Source organism: Rhodoblastus sp. 17X3 (genome assembly GCF_030056575.1).
GTDB lineage: Bacteria > Pseudomonadota > Alphaproteobacteria > Rhizobiales > Beijerinckiaceae > Rhodoblastus.
Window position 1 is genome coordinate 214901 of the sequence record NZ_JASHHX010000001.1, and the last position, 19316, is coordinate 234216.

17 protein-coding genes are annotated in these 19316 nt (G+C 64.5%); all 17 read right to left on the bottom strand.

The window, feature by feature from the left end:
- Positions 1–17 precede the first annotated feature (17 nt).
- The 17 genes from QM467_RS01020 to sufD all read right to left on the bottom strand — a co-directional run bounded on the left by QM467_RS01020 (position 18) and on the right by sufD (position 19315).
- Positions 18–1229: an efflux RND transporter periplasmic adaptor subunit gene (locus tag QM467_RS01020; RefSeq protein WP_283364421.1), complete on the bottom strand. Its 1212-nt coding sequence runs from the start codon at positions 1227–1229 to the stop codon at positions 18–20.
- Positions 1226–4393, bottom strand: coding sequence for an efflux RND transporter permease subunit (locus QM467_RS01025; protein WP_283364422.1), 3168 nt, complete (start codon positions 4391–4393; stop codon positions 1226–1228). The genes QM467_RS01020 and QM467_RS01025 overlap by 4 nt, the downstream gene beginning before the upstream one ends.
- 129 nt (positions 4394–4522) lie before the next feature.
- Complete coding sequence (locus tag QM467_RS01030; RefSeq protein WP_283364423.1) at positions 4523–5956, bottom strand: coniferyl aldehyde dehydrogenase; 1434 nt, start codon at positions 5954–5956, stop codon at positions 4523–4525.
- Between the two features lie 99 nt (positions 5957–6055).
- Positions 6056–6355: a ferredoxin family protein gene (locus QM467_RS01035; protein ID WP_283364424.1), complete on the bottom strand. Its 300-nt coding sequence runs from the start codon at positions 6353–6355 to the stop codon at positions 6056–6058.
- A gap of 43 nt (positions 6356–6398) precedes the next feature.
- Positions 6399–7703 carry an FAD-dependent oxidoreductase gene (locus QM467_RS01040; RefSeq protein ID WP_283364425.1) on the bottom strand — a complete coding sequence of 435 codons (1305 nt, stop codon included), beginning with the start codon at positions 7701–7703 and terminating at the stop codon, positions 6399–6401.
- Between the two features lie 18 nt (positions 7704–7721).
- The gene (locus QM467_RS01045; protein WP_283364426.1) at positions 7722–8828 is read right to left on the bottom strand and encodes an electron transfer flavoprotein subunit alpha/FixB family protein; all 1107 of its coding nucleotides are present in this window, start codon (positions 8826–8828) and stop codon (positions 7722–7724) included.
- Between the two features lie 30 nt (positions 8829–8858).
- Positions 8859–9710 (bottom strand): electron transfer flavoprotein subunit beta/FixA family protein, encoded by an 852-nt coding sequence (locus QM467_RS01050; RefSeq protein ID WP_283364427.1) that lies wholly within the window; start codon positions 9708–9710, stop codon positions 8859–8861.
- Positions 9711–9953: 243 nt separating this feature from the next.
- The gene (locus QM467_RS01055; protein WP_283364428.1) at positions 9954–10712 is read right to left on the bottom strand and encodes a 4Fe4S-binding leucine-rich repeat protein; all 759 of its coding nucleotides are present in this window, start codon (positions 10710–10712) and stop codon (positions 9954–9956) included.
- A 118-nt stretch (positions 10713–10830) separates the two neighbouring features.
- Positions 10831–12654 carry a nif-specific transcriptional activator NifA gene (gene nifA, locus QM467_RS01060; RefSeq protein ID WP_283364429.1) on the bottom strand — a complete coding sequence of 608 codons (1824 nt, stop codon included), beginning with the start codon at positions 12652–12654 and terminating at the stop codon, positions 10831–10833.
- 277 nt (positions 12655–12931) lie between these two features.
- Positions 12932–13774 carry a ModD protein gene (modD, locus tag QM467_RS01065; RefSeq protein ID WP_283364430.1) on the bottom strand — a complete coding sequence of 281 codons (843 nt, stop codon included), beginning with the start codon at positions 13772–13774 and terminating at the stop codon, positions 12932–12934.
- A 15-nt stretch (positions 13775–13789) separates the two neighbouring features.
- On the bottom strand, positions 13790–14659 hold the full coding sequence (locus QM467_RS01070) for a xanthine dehydrogenase (RefSeq protein WP_283364431.1): 870 nt from the start codon (positions 14657–14659) through the stop codon (positions 13790–13792).
- Positions 14660–14859: 200 nt separating this feature from the next.
- A complete protein-coding gene (locus QM467_RS01075) occupies positions 14860–15183 on the bottom strand; it encodes an antibiotic biosynthesis monooxygenase family protein (protein WP_283364432.1) in 324 nt (107 codons plus the stop codon).
- A gap of 24 nt (positions 15184–15207) precedes the next feature.
- Complete coding sequence (locus QM467_RS01080) at positions 15208–15960, bottom strand: hypothetical protein (RefSeq protein ID WP_283364433.1); 753 nt, start codon at positions 15958–15960, stop codon at positions 15208–15210.
- A gap of 18 nt (positions 15961–15978) precedes the next feature.
- Entirely contained in the window at positions 15979–16407 is a 429-nt protein-coding gene (locus QM467_RS01085; protein ID WP_283364434.1) for a Rieske (2Fe-2S) protein, read from the bottom strand.
- 19 nt (positions 16408–16426) lie between these two features.
- On the bottom strand, positions 16427–16789 hold the full coding sequence (locus QM467_RS01090) for an iron-sulfur cluster assembly protein (RefSeq protein ID WP_446737709.1): 363 nt from the start codon (positions 16787–16789) through the stop codon (positions 16427–16429).
- Complete coding sequence (locus QM467_RS01095; protein WP_283364435.1) at positions 16786–18039, bottom strand: SufS family cysteine desulfurase; 1254 nt, start codon at positions 18037–18039, stop codon at positions 16786–16788. Before QM467_RS01095 ends, QM467_RS01090 begins: the two co-directional genes overlap by 4 nt.
- Complete coding sequence (gene sufD / locus QM467_RS01100) at positions 18029–19315, bottom strand: Fe-S cluster assembly protein SufD (protein WP_283364436.1); 1287 nt, start codon at positions 19313–19315, stop codon at positions 18029–18031. Before sufD ends, QM467_RS01095 begins: the two co-directional genes overlap by 11 nt.
- Position 19316: the final 1 nt, after the last annotated feature.

The window sequence follows — 19316 nt, forward strand, 5'->3', positions numbered from 1 at the left end:
CATGCGGACTGGTTCGCCTATTTCGTCGCGCCCTGCGCCTCCTTCGGCGCTATGGTGACGCGCTCGCCATTGATCAGCGAGTCCGGCGGATTGATTACGATGCGGTCGTTCGCCTCGACGCCGGCCGAGATTTCCAGCGTTGCGCCGAGGTCGCGGGCGATGGCGACCGGGCGCAGGCGGATCGTGTCCGAGGCGTCCACCACCGCGACATTCGGCCCCTCGGAGCGGAATAGCAGGGTGTTGGCGGGAATCGAGAGCGCCCCCTTGGGCGTGAGCGGCAAGGCGACCTGCACATAGGCGCCGGGCTTCAGCCGCCCTTCGGCGTTGGGCAGGATCAGTTCGACGCGCAGCGAGCGCGTGGCGACGTCGATGGCGCCGGCGATATGCGTGACCGTCGCCGTAAAACTCTGGCCAGGCATTTCCGGCTGCGTCACCGCGACCTTGGCGCCCAGGGGCACCAGGTTCACATAGGCTTGCGGCACGTCGACGAAGACGCGCAGCGGATCGGTGGTCGCCATCGAGAATAACGAGACGCCGCCGCTGCCGGCGTTGACGAGATTGCCGACATTGACGTTGCGGGCGGTGATGACGCCGTCGAAGGGCGCGAGCACCCGCTTGAAGGCGGTCGTCGCCTGCAATTGCTGAAGGTTCGCGGCCGCCGCGTTCTGCGCGGCCACGGCGGTGTCATAGGCGTTCTGCTTTTCATCCAGAGCCTGCCGGGCGACCGAATCCTCCTTGAACAGCTTTTGCCAGCGGTCGAGCGCGACCTTGCCGAGCACGACATTGGCCTTGGCCTGCTCGAGCTGGGCGGCGGCTTGCCGCACCTGCTGGTCGAGTTCCGGCGTGTCGAGTTCGGCCAAAAGCTGCCCCGTGGTCACGCGGGCGCCGATCTCGACGGCGAAGCTCTGCACATAGCCGCTGACGCGGGCGTAAATCGCCGTCTCGTTGTCGCCGCGGAGCGTGGCGGGCAGGCTCAGCATGCCGCCGGACTTGCTCGGGACCGGGGCGGTGGTCCTGACGAAAACGCGCTGGCTTTCCAGCGACTGCGCCTCCAGCTCCGCCCTGCTGGTCGCCCGGCCCGTCAGCACCCGCACCGCGCCGAGCGCCAGGATCGCCAGAACGACCAGTCCGGCGCGCCGGGCGTTGCGCCAGACCTGCTGGCGGCGCGGCAGATGGAGATGGCCGTCGTCGCTGTGCAGCGCGAGGTTTTCATGGGTCTTCTTGGTCACGGCGAGGGCTTCGTCTCTTGACTGTTCTCCTGGCCGCTCCGGCGCGCGCGCAGGCTGTGCGCCCCTGCGAAAACCAGCGGCACGAACAGAAGGGTGGAGAAAGTGGCGAAAAGCAGGCCGCCGATCACCGCGCGGCCGAGCGGCGCATTCTGCTCGGCGCCTTCGCCGAAGCCAAGCGCCATGGGGATCATGCCGACGATCATGGCGAAGGCGGTCATCAGCACCGGCCTGATGCGCGTCGCGCCGGCTTCCAGCGCGGCGGACAACGGGTCCGAGCCCGCGCGCAGTCGCTCGCGCGCGAAGGAAACGAGCAGGATGCTGTTTGCGGTGGCGACGCCGGTGGTCATGATGGCGCCGGTCAGGGCCGGCACCGAAAGATGCGTGCCGGTCAGGAACAGCATCCAGACGATGCCCGCGAGCGCGGCGGGCAAGGCGCTGATGATGATGAGCGGATCGAGCAGCGACTGGAAATTGATGACGATCAGCAGATAGACCAGCACGATGGCGATGGCGACGCCGACGCCGAGGCCGACATAGGAATCCTGCATGGTCGGCGCCTGGCCGCGCAGGTAGATGTCATAGCCGCGCGGCAGGTCGGGCTGCGCGGCGGCCACCAGCCGGTTGATGTCGCGGGCGAGGCCGCCGAGGTCGCGGCCCTCGACGCTGACATAAATGTCGATCGCCGGGCGGAGATTATAGCGCGACATCACCGCCGCCTCGACGGCGGGCCGAGCCTGGGCGAGATTGCCGAGAATTTGCGGCAAGCCGGATGTGTTGATCACCGGCGTGCGCATCAGGTCGTCCACCGTCGATATCTGATATTGCGGCGTCTGCGCCGTGACATTGTAGGACACGCCGTTCTTGGGGCTGAGCCAGAAGGACGGCGCCGTCTGCTGGCTGCCCGATAGCGAAATCAGCAGGTTCTGCGCCACGGTATTGGCGTTGATATTGACCTGCTGCATGCGCGTGCGGTCCATGTCGAGCCTGATGCTCGGCTGGTCAAGCCGCTGATGGATGTGGACGTCCACGGCGCCGGGCAATTTGCGGATCTCGGCGGCCATGCGCGCGGCATGGGCGAAGCTGATATTCATGTCCTGCCCGAGGAACTGCACGTCGATGGCGGCGGGCAGGCCGAAATTCAGGATCTGCGTGACGATGTCCGCCGGCTGGAAGAAGAATTCCACGCCGGGGAATTTCTCCGGCAGCGTCCGGCGCAACTCGTCGATATAGATATGCGCCGGCCGATGATCTTCCTTCAGCGCGATCAGGATTTCCGCGTCAAGCGTGCCGATGACGCCGGAATTGCTGTAGGACAGGTTGATGCCGCTATAGGGCAGGCCGATATTGTCGAGGATCGTCTCCAGCTCGTCGGCGGGGATAGTCTGGCGGAGGAACCGGTCCACCTCGTCGGCGAGGCGCGCCGTCTCCTCGACGCGCGTGCCGGTGGGCGCCCGCATGTGCAGCCGGATCGCGGAGCCGTCGACGCTGGGGAAGAAATCCTGACCGAGCACGAAGGTCAGGCCGAGCGAGGCGAGGCAGAAAGCGAAGAAGGCCAGGCCGAAGGCGCGCCGTCGCGTCAGCAGAACGCTCAGCAGCACGACATAGGCTCCGCGCAGCCGCTCGAAAGCGGCGTCGAAGCCGTGATAGATGCGCTGGAACCAGTTCTTGCGCGCGCTTTCCGCGCCGGGCGTGCGCAGCAGCAGCAGCGCCAGCGTGGGGACAAGCGTGCGCGAGAGGATATAAGACGCGATCATGGCGAAGACCACGGCCTCCGCCAAAGGCACGAAGAGGTAACGCGAGACGCCCGCCAGGAAGAACATCGGCGTGAAGACGATGCAGATGCACAGGGTCGAAACCAGCGCGGGCAGCGCGATTTCGCCGGCGCCTTCATAGATCGAGTCGTAGAGATCGGTCCCCAGGTGCAAATGGCGTTCGATATTTTCGATCGTGACCGTGGCGTCGTCCACCAGAATGCCGACGGCCAGAGCGAGGCCGCCGAGCGTCATGATATTGATGGTTTCGCCGAGGAATTGCAGCGCCAGCAGCGAGGACAGGATCGACAGCGGGATCGACACCGCGATGATCAGGGTCGAGCGCCAGTTGCCGAGAAACAGCAGGATCAGCGCGGCGGTGAGGCCCGCCGCGATCAGCGCCTCGCGGAACACGCCCGAAACCGCGGCCTTGACGAAGACCGACTGGTCGAACAGCGGGCGCACGTCGATCCCGACCGGCAGCAGCTTTTCCGCCCGGGGCAGCATGGCCTTGAGATGGTCGACGATGCTCAGGGTCGAGGCGTTGCCGGTCTTGAGCAGCGACAGCAGGGCGCCGCGCTCGCCATTGATGCGCACGATATTGGTCTGGGGCGAGAAGCCGTCGCGGACATGGGCGACCTCGCGCAGATAGGTCACGGCGCCGTTGAGCGTCCGCACCGGCAGGTCGTTGAGGGCCTCGACATTGTCCGGCGAGCCGTTCATGCCGATGGTGAATTCGGTCGGTCCCATCTTCGCCGTGCCAGACGGCAGGATCAGGTTCTGCGCGTTGACGGCGTTGACGATGTCGAGCGGCGACAGCCCCTTGGCGAGCAGGGCCTCGGTGTCGATATCCACCGAGACGATGCGCTGCTTGCCGCCATAGGCGGCGGGAATGGCGACGCCCGGAATTGTCACCAGCTGCGGCCGCAGATTGTTCATCGCCGCGTCGTTGACCGCCTGTTCGGCCAGCGTCTTGCTCGACAGCGCGAGTTGGATCACGGGGATCGACGAGGCTGAATAGGTCAGCACGATGGGCGGCGTCGTGCCAGGCGGCATCGACTTGATCATGAACTGTTCGGTCGCCACCGTCTGGGCCAGCGCCGTCTGCAGATTGGCGCCCTGCTGCAGGAAGATCTTCACCACTGCGACGCCGGAAAGAGTCTGCGATTCAATATGTTCGATATTGTTGACGGTCGTGGTGAGAATGCGTTCGCTCGGGCCCGTGATGCGATAGCCCATTTCCTGCGCCGACAGGCCGGAATAGGACCAGATGATGCTGATGACCGGGATGTTGATCTCGGGCAGGATATCCGTGGCCATGGTCAGCAGCATGTATGGCGTGGCCAGCAGGATGGTGAGCGCCATGACCAGGAAGGTATAGGGGCGCTTGAGCGCAATACTGACGATCCACATGCGGTAGACGAGGTCCAGTTGGCGGCTGAATCGAGGCCAGCGCTGTTTATAACAGCTTCGTGGGCCGGATCGCCACGCGGGCGGGCCAAAACGCTTGCGTTAAGGCAAATATGCTTCTGCTTGGGGCGCTCAACCGCGCATCAGGAAGCGGAACATCGCGCCGAACAGCTTCCCATAGGGTGCGCGGAGAAATTTTTTCGCATCGACGGAGCCCTGAAGGAAGACGGCCTTCCGGTGCGAAAAGGCGAGGAAGCCATCCTCGCCATGGTAAAATCCCATGCCCGATGCGCCCACGCCGCCGAAGGGCAGCTCCTCGATGACGAAATGCGACAAGGCGTCATTGACCGTGACGCCGCCGGAATGGGTGCGCGACAGCACCCGGTCGCGCCCCTCCGCCGATGCGCCGAAATAATAGAGCGCCAGCGGCCGTGGGCGGGCGTTGACATAGGCTATGGCGTCGTCGAGGCGGTCATAGGCTTTGACGGGGAGGATCGGCCCGAAGATTTCCTCTTGCATCAGGTTCAGGTCGTCTGCCGGCTCGATCAGCAGGGTCGGCGCGATTTTCCGGCTGGCGGCAAGATCGGCCTCGCCGGCGTCGATCGAAACGATTCGCGCGCCGGCTTCGCGCGCTTCGGACAAGGCGGCGGTCAGCCGGGCGTAATGGCGATCGGTCGCGATGGAGGTATAGTCCGGATTGGCCTGCAGGGTCGGATAGAGCTTTTTCACAGCCGCCTGATAGGCGGAGATGAAAGATTCGACGTTTTCGCGCGGCGCCAGAACATAATCCGGAGCGATGCAGGTCTGGCCCGCGTTGAACAATTTGCCGTTGGCGATGCGCATGGCGGCCTGGGCCAGATCGGCGTCGGGGGCGATGACACAGGGTGATTTGCCGCCGAGTTCAAGGGTGACCGGGGTGAGATTTTGCGCCGCCGCCTGCATCACGCGCCGACCGACCGCGGTCGAGCCGGTGAAGAACAGATGGTCGAAGGCGAGCGTCGTGAAAGCGGCGCCGACCTCCGGCCCGCCCAACAGGACCGCAACCTTCTCCTCCGGGAAAAGTTCGGCCAGCAGGGTCGCCAGCAATTCCGATGTGCGCTGCGTATGCTCGGAAGGTTTCAGCATGACGCGGTTGCCGGCGGCGAGCGCCGCCACCAGCGGGCAAAGGGCCAGATTGACCGGATAATTCCAGGGCGCAATGATTCCGACGACGCCCAGCGGCTGGACCAGCACCCGCGCCCGGCTCCCGGCGAATTCGACGCCGACGGGGACGCTTTTCGGCTTCATCCAGCGCGGCAGGCGCCGCAAGGCGTGGCGCGCGGCCGCATGAACGGGCCAAACATCGGCCAACAGCGATTCCTGCCGCGACCGGCTGCCGAAATCGGCCGAAAGGGCGTCGGCGAAGGCGTTGGCGTGACGCTTCACGGCGTCGCGCAATCGGGTGATATCGGCGCGGCGCTCTTCCAGCGAGGGCGCGCCGCGTTCGATGAAGGCCAGACGCTGCCTGGCCAGCACATTGGCCAGGCTGTCCCGGATGTTGTCCGTATCGCTTCCTTCTGGCCGCATCGTCGCCGTCCCCGCTCGCAGGGAGCGAGTATAGCAGAAGATGGTTCTGATGCGAACGAAATGGCGAGTTCAGAGCCGTCGGCCCTGTTCTGAACGGCCTCAGCCGAATTTGAACAGGATGCCGTAGCCGCCGCGCGGATAGTTCCAGGTGATGTCGCCTGATTCCTCGCAGAGAACGCGGCAGGTGCCGCATTCCAGGCAGCCATCGGCGGTCAGTTCGACCTGGCCGCTTTCCGCCTGCGAATAGCAGCCGGCCGGGCACAAATGGGTCATGGCCAGCAGATTCTTCGACGGCTTCTCATGCGGCGCGACCAGGATATGCGGCTGGCCCGAATCGACCAGATAACGGTTCTGGAAAAGCTTTTCCTCGACCTTTTGGAACTCGCCTTCGAGTGACATGAACATCTCCCCTTTCACTGGAAGAAGCTGTTTGGCGCCAGATTCAACGCCAGGCGCGGGCGATCCGGAACGCGTCGCCGATCAGGCCGAAGCCGCGCGCCTTGCGGAAATTGCGGAACGTGTCCTTTTCCTTGTCGATCTTGGGCTTGCCGTCGACGCGGAGGAAATTCTCCATCGCCTTGGAGACGAGCTGCGGATAGGTGAGGAAGAGGTTCTGGGCCTGGGTGTGCAGAAGCTCGGGCATGTCCTTGTACTTCTTCAGGTCCTTCAGCACGAAGCTATCGTCGAGCATTTTCTTGTAGAGCGACAGGTTGGCCTTGTTCATCGTCTCGCGGCGCGACTTGATCTGGAAGATCGCTTCGCCGGCGAGGCGGCCGGAGGTCATGGCGAGGTTGGAGCCTTCGCGATGGACGGCGTTGTTGAGCTGGCCCGCGTCGCCGCAAATCACCCAGCCGTCGCCGAACAATTGCGGGACCGCCTTGTAGCCGCCTTCCGGAATCAGATGCGCGGCATATTCCTTCACTTCCGAGCCGGCGATCAGCGGCGCGACGGACGGATGCTTCTTGAAGATGTCGAGCAGTTTCGCCGGCGAGGTCTCGCTTTCCGCGAAATCGGAGACCAGGCAGCCGATGCCGATCGAAATGCTTTCCTTGTTGGTATAGATGAAGCCCATTCCGGCCATGCCTTCGGAAATGGTTCCGGCGGCCTCGATCACCGCGCCTTCATCGCCCTTCAGGTTGAAGCGCGCTTCGATGACTTCCGGCGGCAGGAAGTGCATTTCCTTGACGGCGAGCGCGACATGCGCCGCGCTGGGACGCGGACGCAGTTCCGAGCGCGTGCCGAGCAGGCCGTTGACGCCTTCCGCCAGCACGACGACATCGGCGTGGATCGGGCCGCCCGAGCGGTCGGTGCGCACGCCCACGACCTTGCCATAGGCGTCGCGGATCAGTTCGATCGCGGTGGTTTCGCAGAGAAGGATGGCCCCCTTCGACTGCGCCTGCCGCGCGAACCAGCGGTCGAACTGCGAACGGATGATGGTGTAGCGGTTGGGACGCTCCTCATTGAATTCGTCGGAGCGATAATGCATGCCCGTATGGGCCTTGTCGGTCATGAACCAGAAGCGCTGCTCGATCAGGCGGCGCTCCAGCGGCGCCTCGTCGCGGAAATCCGGCACGATCTTTTCGAGCATGTCGGCATAGAGAATGCCGCCCTGCACGTTCTTGGAGCCGGGATATTCGCCACGCTCGAGCTGCAGCACCTTCAGTCCGCGCGAAGCCATCGTATAGGCGGCGGCGTTGCCAGCCATGCCGGCGCCGATGACGATCGCATCGAATTTTTCGTCGATCATTGTCTTCGTCTCCTGCAATTAGCCGGCGAGCCGGTCATTGGAATGGGGGGAAAGGCGTTTGCGGAAGGCTTCCGTCAAAGCGGGCAGGAAGCGGATCGCGTCGGTCACGATGCCGAGATGGGCGAAATCGAAAATCTGCGCGTTTTTGTCGGTGTTGATCGCCACGATCATGTCGGCGCCCTCGACGCCGACGCGATGCTGGATCGCGCCCGAAATGCCGGCAGCGATATAGAGCTTCGGCCGGATGGTCTTGCCGGTCTGGCCGATCTGGCGGTCCGCCGTGACCCAGCCTTTCTGGATCAGCGGGCGCGAGGCGCCAAATTCCGCGCCGAGCACTGCGGCGAGATTCTTCACCAGCTGGAAATTCTCGGGGCTTTGCAGGCCCATCCCGCCGGCGACGACGACATCGGCGAACGCGAGGTTCGACTTGTTGGAGTCGCGATCCGGCATGAAGCTCAGGATCTTCGTGATGATGTCCGATTCGGTCAGGTCCGTGACGAAGGGCACGATGCGGCCTTCGCGGCCTTCCTGGCGCGCCGGCATCGGCATCACGCGCGGACGCACGGTCGCCATCTGCGGGCGGTAGTTCAAGGTGTAAATCGTGCAGAGCAGCGAGCCGCCGAAGGTCGGACGGGTCGCGGCGAGCGACTTGTCGTCGTCCACGCGCAGTTCGGTGCAGTCGGCGGTGAGGCCGGTCAGCAGTGTCGTCGCCACGGAGCCGGCGAGGTCGCGGCCGAGCGTGGTGGCGCCAAGCAGCAGGATTTCCGGCTGGTGCGCGTTGACCAGCTGGGTCAGCGCCTTGGAATAGGGCTCATTGCGGTAATCGGCGAGCACCGGATTTTCGACCAGGTAGACGACGTCGGCGCCATAGGCGAAGGTTTCGCGCGCAGCCTGTTTGACGTCTTCGCCCGGGGCGCCCATCACGACGCCGGCAAGTTCGACGCCAAGCTGGTCGGCGAGCTTGCGGCCTTCGCCGAGCAGTTCGAACGAGACCGGATGCACGACGCCGCGCTCCATCTCGATGAAGACCCAGACGTGCTTGTGGTTGCGATATTTCTCCGGCAGCTCCTTCTTCATCGAAGCGCGGCTGCTGGCCGCCTGCGGCGCGGGTTTCTGTTCGCTCATGTTCCCATCCTCAAATTCTTGCGGGCGGCGTCAAAATCCGGAAGCGAGCTTGGCCACATCGGCTTCAAGCGCGGGGGATTTGGCGAAAATCGCTTCGATAAAGGCTTCGGCGGTGTCGGCGGGAGTCGCCGCGATCTCGACCAAAGCGGCCTTTTCGGCGCGGGCCGGCGGCGCGAACACCTTTTTCACCACGGTCGGCGAGCCGCGAAGGCCGCAGAGCTGCAGGTCCTCGATGCCGGCGTCCTTGGCGCTCCAGGTGACGATCTCGGCGCGGGCGGCGCGCAGGGCGTCGTCGATGCGGCCGCGGCGCACGACATTCGAGCCTTCCAGCATGGTGATCATGCAGGGCAGCTTCGACTGCAGCAATTGCGTGCCGCCTTCGGAACGGCGCTCCAGCTTGACGCTGCGCGCCTCATTATCGAGTTCGACAATGGCCGAGACATAGGTGAGCTGGAGCATGTCGAGGCGCTTGGCGATGCCGGGGCCGACCTGGGCGGTGTCGCCGTCGATGGTCTGCTTGCCCGCGAAGACAATGTCCGGCGGCCCGAAGGTCTCGCCAATCTTGCGGATCGCCTGGGCGAGCGCATAGGTGGTGGCCAGCGTGTCCGAGCCGGCGAAGAAACGGTCGGTGAGCAGCACCGCGCGGTCCGCTCCGATCGTCAGCGCCTTGCGCAGGGAATCGGAGGCCATCGGCGGGCCCATGGTGAGGACGGTGACTTCGCCGCCGACCTTGTCGCGAAGCCGAAGGGCTTCTTCGAGCGAGAACAGGTCATAGGGATTGATGATCGTCGGCACGCCCTGCCGCATGATCGTATTGGTCACCGGATGGACGCGGATCTGCGCCGAGTCCGGAACCTGTTTGATGCAGACGACAAAATGCATATTCGCCTCCGGCGGTTTCATCCGCAACTGTTAACCGAGGAACGCCTGATTTCGGGCGAGGCGTCGCAAGCTCCGTACCAACCCGCCTGGCGCCATTTAAAATATTGAAAAACAACGAGATAGAATGGCGCCTGTTTTTGCGCCGCGTCGACCGCGAAACGAACCTGTCAGCATTCCTACAGAAGTGTTCGTCAGGGCTTGGCGAACAGGCGCGGCTTTGTATGGCGCGCGCCTTTTTGTCGGTCAGGAGCTCGGTTCGGCCATGCGGCCGCGCGCCCGCGCGCGCACTTCCAGGTCTTCGTCATCGATCAGGCGGACGGCGACGTCGCGTGGCGCGCGATCGGCGACCACGAAGCGCACGCGCAGATCCGGGTCGTTCAGCAATTGCGCCAGCGCGTCCGGCGCCACGCGCTCAGCCGCCTCGCGCCGCACCACCGGATCGGCGTCGTGCAACAGTCCGAACAGGCGATCGGGCGGCGCGCGCCCGACGATATAGCGGCGCACCGTCGCGGAGGGGTCGTCGAACATCAGCGGCAGCAGGGAAGGGTCGAGGCGCCGCACGACCGTGAGGCGGACATGCTCGTCCTCGTCATGCGCCATGGCCACGAGATCGGCGCCTTCGAGACGCAGGGCGCAGGCGATGCGGACCGCGCGATCCTTGTCCTTGCTCATGTCCCTGACGCGCGCGATCGGCAGGCGCAGGGCCGCCATGGCGCGCACCTCGGGCTCGCGGTCCTTCATCAGGCGGACGACCTGGAATGGATTGGCGTATTGGGCGGCGAGCGCGCGCACTTCGAAATAGAGATGGTCGAGATAGTCGCCGGCGAGTTCGGGATTGCCGGCGAAGAAGCTGTCGATGCGCTTGGAGCGCTTGTCGCGCACGCAAATGCGCCCCAGCACGCAGCGCCCGCCGGCGCGCAAATCCTTGTGCGGGCAATCCTGGCAGGAAAACGGCCGGCCCGTCCAATCGACCGCGGCTTCCGTTTCGTCGCTTGTCGCCATGCTCGGCCTCGCAATTCGCTTTGCAAATCGCGTTAGCAAAGGCCGCGCCAGACAGACGGCAAAAAGCTCACGGGCTCGCGCCCGTGAGGAAGTTGGCCAGAAACCGGCCGCGGGGAGCTCAGAATTTCTTGATGTCGATATTCTGCTTGCGCAGGGCGTAGCCAATCTGGCGCGGCGTCAGGCCGAGCAGCCGCGCCGCCTTCGCCTGCACCCAGCCGGTTTTGTCGAGCGCTTCGATCAGCCGTTCGCGTTCGCTCTTGGTGGGATGAACGACCGGGCAATTGTCGGGCGCGGGACATTCATGCGGCAGCCCGCGCTCCATGGCCTCCAGAGCGTGATCCGCGCAGGCCCCGGCCATCGCCGGCGCGACTTCGACCGGCGCGACAAAGGGCTCGCTGACGGGCGGCGGCGCGACCGGCTCCGGCGCGGGCGGGGCCTTGGCCTTGGGCGCGGGCATGGCCGTGATGGGCGGCAGGGTCGGTTGCGGCGTCGGGTGGGGATGCACGCCGACAAGATTGTTGTGGCCCTTCCACAAGGTTGCGGAAAGGCAGCAGCCCTGCCAGCAGGCGAGATCGGATTCTACAATTTCCTCGCCGCTCGCCAGCGTCGCGGTGCGGCGGACGCAATTCTCGAGTTCGCGCACATTGCCGGGAAAGGCGCAGTGCGAAAGAATGTCGAGCGCCTTGACGGAGAAGCTGTGGTCGATGCCGTTTTCGCGCGAAAACTGATCGAGGAAGCGCTTGGCGAGCAATTCGATGTCGCCGGGCCTTTCGCGCAGCGGCGGCGTCACCAGCGTCACGACATTGATGCGGTAATAGAGGTCGGCCCGGAAATCATTGCGGGCCACGGCTTCTTCGAGGTTGCGGTTGGTGGCGCAGACGATGCGCACATCGACCTTCAGCGTTTTCGTTCCGCCGACGCGCTCGAATTCGCCCTCCTGCAGCACGCGCAGCAGCTTGGCCTGGAAGGAGGCCGAAATCTCGCCGATCTCGTCCAGGAACAGCGTGCCGCCATTGGCCAGTTCGAAACGGCCGATGCGCTGGTTGACCGCGCCGGTGAATGAGCCTTTCTCGTGGCCGAACAGTTCGGATTCGATCACCGTCTCTGGCAGCGCCGCGCAATTGACCTTGACGAAGGCGCCCTTGGCGCGCGGCGAGTTCTCGTGAATGGCGCGGGCGAAAAGCTCCTTGCCGGTGCCGGTTTCGCCGCGCAGGAGCACGGTTGCGTTGGAGCGCGCGGCGACCTCGATCCGGTGCAGCAGCGCCTTGATCGCGGCGCTCTCGCCGACGATGAAGTCCGATTTGCCGCGCGGGGAGGGCTTGGCCGAAGGCTGCCGAACGTCGGTCAGCGCCTTTTCGAGCCGGTGCTGCTCCTTGATCAGGCGGTCGCGATCGCGCGCGATCAGGGTATGCATGCGCATCGCCTGACCGACCAGATTGGCGACCATGGTCAGCATGCGCACATCGTCTTCGAGGCGGAAATCGAGCTTGTTGTTCCATTCGCGATCGACGGTCAGCGTGCCCTTGGCGACGCCGTCGACCTTGATCGGCACGCCAAGGAAGCTGACCTTGGTCATCGGCGGCAGGAGATGACGATAGGCCGTGCCGGTGAAATAGGGATGGATCGAAACATCCTCGATGACCAGCGGCACGCCTGTCGCGACAATATGGTCGATCACTTTCTGCGGCAGCAGGGTCTTGGCGCCGTTGGGCCTGGGCGATGCGTCGGAAGAGGCAGTGATTTCCGGCTCGCCGTCTTCATCCAGCGCGAGAATGAAGCCCCGCCGCATCTGCATGAAGGAGGAAAGCACCGCGATCACGGCGCCGAGCGTGCGCTCGAGCGATTGCGCCCCCGTCAGGATTTTCGATATTTCGTAAACGCCGGCCAGCGCTACGTCTTTGTAAGCCGGCGCAAAGAGAACTTTTTCCGTTGATGCCATCATGCGGCTCCCGATCGATTGGCGCGGACCCGAAAGATCGTCTTCTCCACATAGAAACGGCGCAAAACACGGATGGAAGGCGTCACATCCGCGTTGAGGCTTCCTTTGCCCATATCGCCTGTGTGACTTTAGGATAAGCCTGCGATGGCGGCTTTCAAACGCCAAAAAACGAGCAAGATCAAATGGTGCCGCTCAATTTTGTCGCAAGCTGAACAAAAATGTCGCTCTTTTTGAGACGTTCAAAAAATGGGGTAAAAACCCAGCGGAAACGCGGCTTTTATCAGCCTGAAATGCGGACGGAAACGTCGCGGGGCGCAGCGGAATATGGCGCGGAAGTCACGAGAACGTGGGCGCCCGCCAGCGCGTAATCCCGCGCATTGGACGCCTTGACGCCGCCGGCCGCGGCGACGACCGGCGGTCGCGCCAGCGCGCGGGTCCGCGAGATGAGTTCAGCGATGCCGGCGGGTTCGAATTTCTCGGCCTGGATCACGTCGAAGCCCGCCTGCGCGGCGATGACGCCGTCCTCGACGCCGCCCACTTCGATCACCAGCTTTTTCTCCGGCGCGGCCCGGCGCAGGCGCGCGGCGATATCCGCAAGCGAATCGCCGGGCAGAAAGGCGCGATGCTCGGGAAAGACGAGAATCGTTTCCGACAGGCCGAGGCGATGCATGACCGCTCCTCCGGCCTTGACGGCCGCGACGGCGAAACCCTTCACCCCCGGCGTGTTCTTGCGCGTGCAGGCGACGCAAATGCCAGGCGCGACGGCGCGCGCCGCCTCCACGATGTCGTGCGCCGAAGTGGCGACGCCCGACCAGATCTCGATCAGCGTTTGCGCAACCTTCCAGCCGCGCAAAAAGGCGCCCGCCGGTCCGCTGGCGCGCAGGATCTCGGCGCCCGGCTCAAGTCGCTGGCCGTCTTCGGCGCAAAGTTCAACCGTCGCGCCCGCCAGCTCCAGGATCGCGGCGGCTTCGGCGGTCAGCGCCGCGACCATGGCGTTGCGCGCCGAAAAGCGCATCAGGCCGGGTCGCGGGCCGAGGCCGAGCATTTCGGTGGTGAGGTCGCCATGGGGGGCGTCGTCGAAAAGCAGGCGCTCGAGTTCGGCGCGCGGAATCTGCGGGGGCATGGCGAGGGATTCGATTCAAAATGGAGTTTGCGCGAAGCCTGGCGCGCGTTTGCGGCGTTTTTGCGCGTCGCGGATCGCCAGCAGCGTCGCATCGGCGATCGGGCGGCTGCGCGTATCCAGTCCGGTCCATCGCGCGCGCCGGCCCCGCGGGTCGATTTCGATCAGTTTCACCCCCGCGGGGACGAACGCGCCGTCGCGCGCGACGCCGCGCAGCACGCCTTCCATTGGCGCATGCAGGGAAAGGCCCGCCAGATTGCCAAGGCTCTGGCCCCGGGCGACCCAGGCTCCGATGTCGAAGGGCGTGTGCCAGACGCCTTCGCTCGGCGCGATGAGGAAGCGCTCCCGCCCGACGTCGCCAAGCGCATCGGGCTCGCCGTCATCGTTGGCGGTCGAACCCTCAGCGACCAGCGCGCCGGCGCTCGCGGGGATTGTTTCGACCGCGATGTCGCAATTTTCCCCGACCGTGAAATTGGGGCCGAGGCCAACCGACAAGCCGACGTAATAGCGGAAATCCGGCGTGACGAAACGCGTCCGCATGCGCGCGTCGATCAGGATGGGGATGCGGCGCAGGGCGAGCAGGTCGCATAATTGCAGGGTTGTGACGGCGACGCAGTTCTTGCGCGACGTCGCGCCGGCGAGTTCTAGCGCCGTTTCGGCGCGCTCGCCGGTGACGCCATGGATGATGGCGACATCGTCGAACAAGGCGTCGTAAAAGGCCATGCCGCGACGGATGACGGGCGGGTAGGGATCGTGGCTGAGAATGATGCTGAAATGCGCCTTGCGCAGTTTCACGGCGACGGCGGACGCGACTTCATTGGTGCCGAGGACAACGGCGAGCGGCGCCGAAGTGTCGGCAAAAAAGGCAGCAAATCCAGTCGCGCTCATGTCTCGCCTCCGCTATCGCCTTATTGAATTTTTGGCGCGAGTCGCGCGGAGCGACCGCACACAAACATTCAAGCATTAGTCGGGCCAGAAAAAGCGCGGCGGAATACCCCAAAACTCCGCCGATTCGTGCAAAACGCGCCCCCTTTTGTCGAATTCACGCGTGTCGTGTTGATGAGGATACATATTCTGTCGGCATTGGGTCACGCTGGCAGGGCGGTTTCCACCACGGCCTCGAAGCCCTCGAACTGCGGTGGGCCGAGATAGAGGCCCGTCGTCTTTGGCGCGCCGGAATGGGCTCGGCGGAAGGCTTCCGAGCGCGTCCAGTCCTCGAAATGGCCTCGCGTCTCCCAGACAGTGTGGGAGACGAACAAGGTCGCCTGCTCGTCGCTTGGTCCGCGCAGCAGGTGAAACACGACGAAGCCGGGCATGGACGGCAGATCGCTCTGCCGGTTGCGCCAGATGGTCTCGAATTCCTCCTCCCGGCCGAGCGCGACGCGGAAGCGGTTCATGGCGATGAAGGTCATGCGGACTCCTGGGCGACGGGCGGTTCAGCCGCGCCGCGCCAACGACCGCAGGAAGCCCTGGGCTTCGTCGTTGAGTTCGCGATCGACGGCCGGCGCCATTTTCAGCAGCACATTGGCGACGAAGGGCTCGTCATTGCGGGGCTCGTCGAGAACTTCGCGCAGCACGGGCACATTATCCTCGATATGCGCCAGGAAGGCGATGCCTTTTTCCAGCGTTTCGCTCCATCTGCCCCGCGTCCACAGGGCAAGGGGATAGATGATTTCCTGCGGGAAATTGGACTTGCGCGCCTTTTCCAGGAAACGCAGGCCGGTGGTCCAGTTCTCGGCGGCGCGCATCGGCGGCGGCGGAGGCTCGCCGTTCAGCATTTTCTGCGCGGCCTGGCCGACGTGATCTTCAAGCGAGACTGGCTCTTCGATCCTGGAGCGGAAGCTCCACATCGCCGTGGCGCCGGGAAAGTCGTCGCCATAAAGCGCCTTCAGACCTTGCTCGACCTTGTCGACGGCTGCCTTGTCGCCCTTGAGCGACGCGGTCATGCAATAGGAGAACAGGGCGTCCTTGGCGACATGGACGACGCCGCCGCTCTTGAGTTGCTGCGGCGTCAGCGCCGGGGTGACCCCGTCGGACGGAGCTTCCGCCGTTCGCGCGCGCTGGGCGCTGATGAAGGCGGTGATTTCCAGCCAGCCCGGAAAGGCGGCGATGAAGGCGTCGGCGTCCGAATGGACGACCGCGAGATTGATGGCCTGCTTGCGCCGGATGAGTTCCGCCGTGTCTGTCATTTTAAGGGCTCCGGAATTTCAGTCGCCGGTGATCACAACTTCCGGCACATCGGAATCGGCAAGGTCGAGGCCGTCTTCCTCGGCAAGTTCGACGCCGGTGATGCAGACGTCGCCGTCATCGACCACGACCTTGATCGGCGTCAGCGCCTTGCCCTGGCAGGGGCCGGAAAAGCAATGGCCGGTATCGAGGTCGAATTGCGCGCCATGTTGGCGGCAGACGAGGAAATTGCCTTCGTCGTCCATCAGTTCGCCGCCGCCGCCGTCGAGCGTCTTGCCCTGATGCGGGCAGGCGTTTTCGAAAGCATAAAAATTCGAGCCCTTGCGGGAGATCATGATCGGCCAGGGCGTTCCCTCGCCATTCTCTCCGCCGGCTTTCTTGAGCAGAAAGCCCCGGGCGTCGTTATCGTCGATTTCGAAGGTCCGGCAGATTGCGTAAAGCTCGTCCATGAATCGACTCCTGTTGAATTTACAGCATTCCGAGTTCTAGCTTGGCCTCGTCGGACATTTTTTGCGCGTCCCAGGGCGGGTCGAACACAAGATTGACCTTGGCGGCCTTTGTGCCCGGGGCCAGCAGAGCCGCCTTCTCGACCTGCCGCAGCATTTCTCCCGCCACGGGACAGCCGGGCGCCGTGAGGGTCATGTCGATGTCGATCAGATCGGGGTTCGAGACGTCGAGCCGGTAGATCAGGCCGAGATCATAGACATTGACCGGAATTTCCGGGTCGAACACCGTGCGGATCGCGGCGATCACGTCCGTTTCGAGATCGCCTGTCCATTCGGGCAGCTCGACCGGATCTTCCGACATGGCGGCGGTCTGGCCTTCAATCATGCGAACAGCTCCATTACGCGGCGGAGTCCCTTGACGAGGGCTTCGACGTCGTCATGCGTGTTGTAGAGCGCGAAAGAGGCGCGGGCGGACGCGGTCAGGCCGAGCTTGGTCATCAGAGGCTGCGCGCAATGCGTGCCCGCGCGGACCGCGACGCCCGCCCGGTCGAGGATCATCGAGACGTCCTGCGGATGCGCGCCTTCGACATCGAAGGTCACGATCGCGCCCTTGTTCGGCGCGCGCCCGAAGATCCGCACCTTGCCAAGCTTGTCGATTTCCTCAGTGGCGTGGGCGAGCAGGGCCGCCTCATGCGCGGCGATCCCGGCGCGGTCGAGGCCCATCATGTAATCCAGCGCGACGCCCAGGCCGATGGCTTCGACGATCGGCGGCGTGCCGGCCTCGAAACGATGCGGCGGCGTAGCGTAGGTGACGCGATCGCGGTAGACGTCGGCGATCATTTCGCCGCCGCCCTGATAGGGCTGCATCGCCTCCAGCAATTCATATTTGCCATAGAGGAAGCCGATGCCCGACGGACCATAGAGCTTGTGCCCGGTGGTGACGTAGAAGTCGCAATCCAGCGCCTGCACATCCACAATTTCGTGCACGCTGCCCTGGCAGCCGTCGATCAGGACCTTCGCGCCGACGGCATGGGCGAGACGGATGATTTCCGCCACCGGAGTCACCGTGCCCAGCACATTGGACATGTGGGTGACGGCGACCAGCTTGGTTTTTTTCGTCAGCAGCTTGGCGAAACCCGCGAGGTCGAAGCTGTCATCGGCCGCCAGAGGCGCCCAGATGATTTCCGCGCCCTTGCGCTCGCGCAGGAAATGCCAGGGCACGATATTGGAGTGATGCTCCATCTCGGAGATGACGATCTGATCGCCTTCGCCGATTTCCGCGCCAAGGCTCGAAGCGACCAGATTGATCGCCTCGGTGCCGCCTTTGGTGAAGATGATTTCTTCGACCTTCCCGGCGTTCACGAAACGGCGGGCGGATTCGCGCGCCCTTTCGAAAGCCACCGTCGACTCGTTGGAGAGGAAATGCGCGCCGCGATGGACATTGGCGTAAGTGTCGGCATAGGCCGACAGGATCGCATCGAGCACGACCTTTGGCTTCTGCGCCGAGGCGCCATTGTCAAGATAGACCAGCGGCTTGTTGTAGACGAGGCGCGACAGGATCGGAAAATCCGCGCGCGCGGCCAGAACGTCGAAGGCCGGCGTCTTGGCGAGGGTTGCGAGGGCGTTATTCGACATGGGAGGCCTCGCCGGCGTGACGAAGCATCCAGGTATGCGCGCAGGCGATGACGATCGCGCGCATGGCCTCGTTTTCGACCGTGTCCATCGCCTCGATCAGGAAGGCCTCGACCAGCATGGCGCGGGCCTCGGCTTCCGGAATGCCGCGGGCGCGCAGGAAGAACAGGGCGTTGGCGTCCAGTTCGCCGGCCGTCGCGCCATGGCTGCATTTCACATCGTCGGCGAAGATTTCCAGCTCCGGCTTGGTGACGATTTCCGCACGGTGCGACAGCAGCATGGCGCGGCTGAGCTGGCGGGCGTCGGTTTTTTGCGCGGCCTGGGCGACCTTCACGCAACCTTGGTAGACGCCGCGCGAAGAACCGGCGAGAACGCCGCGGAACACCTGGGTCGAGGTGGTGTTGGGAACCGCGTGGTCCATCACGGTGGTGTTGTCGCAATGGCGCTTGTCGGCGACCATATAGGCGGCGTCGATGCGCGCGTCGGCTTCTTCGCCGGCAAGCTTCATCAGCGCCTCGTGGCGGGCGAAATGTCCGCCCTGCGAGAAATAGAAGCCGCGATAGGCCGCCTTCTCACCGACCGAGCCGACGGTCGCGGCGGTCTGCCGCGCTGCGGCGGCGAAATTTTCCAGCCGCACATGGGTCAGCTTGGAATTGGGCGCGAGGCTCAATTCGGTCACCACGGTGGCGAAGCTCGGCGCGCCATCGTGCGATTCGAACAGGGTCGCCTCGGCGTCTTCATCCAGCACCACGAGGATGCGCAGATGACGGCCGTCGGCGGACGCCGCGTCCACGCCGCTCCAGTTGAAACGCAGGTGCAGCGGTGTCGCCAGCGTCACGCCCTTCGGAACGTGAAGGACGAGGCCCTCTTCCATCAGGGCGGTATTGAGATTGATGATCGGATGATCCGCTTGCGGATTGATGCGGCCGATGATTCCGGCGAAGGGCGAGTCCTTTTCCGCCAGAACCTTGCGCAGGCTCTGCGCGCCCATGGCGCAATAGGAGGATTTGGAATCGTCCAGCACGCCGTTCTCGAAGGCGGCGACGCAGGCTTCGGCCAGCGCCGGCGGCGCGTCGAGATCGGACTCGACCTTCACCGTCTCATGCAGCGCCTTGGCGAGGTCGGAATAGCGCCACGCCTCGATGCGGCGGTTCGGCAGGCCGACATGGGCGAATTTTTCGCTGGCTGCGTCGATCAGCGCGCCGAGCCAGGGCGCAGCTTCGCTGCGCCGCGCCGCTACGCTGGCGAGGAGATTGTCGAGCGAGACCACCTTTGCCATA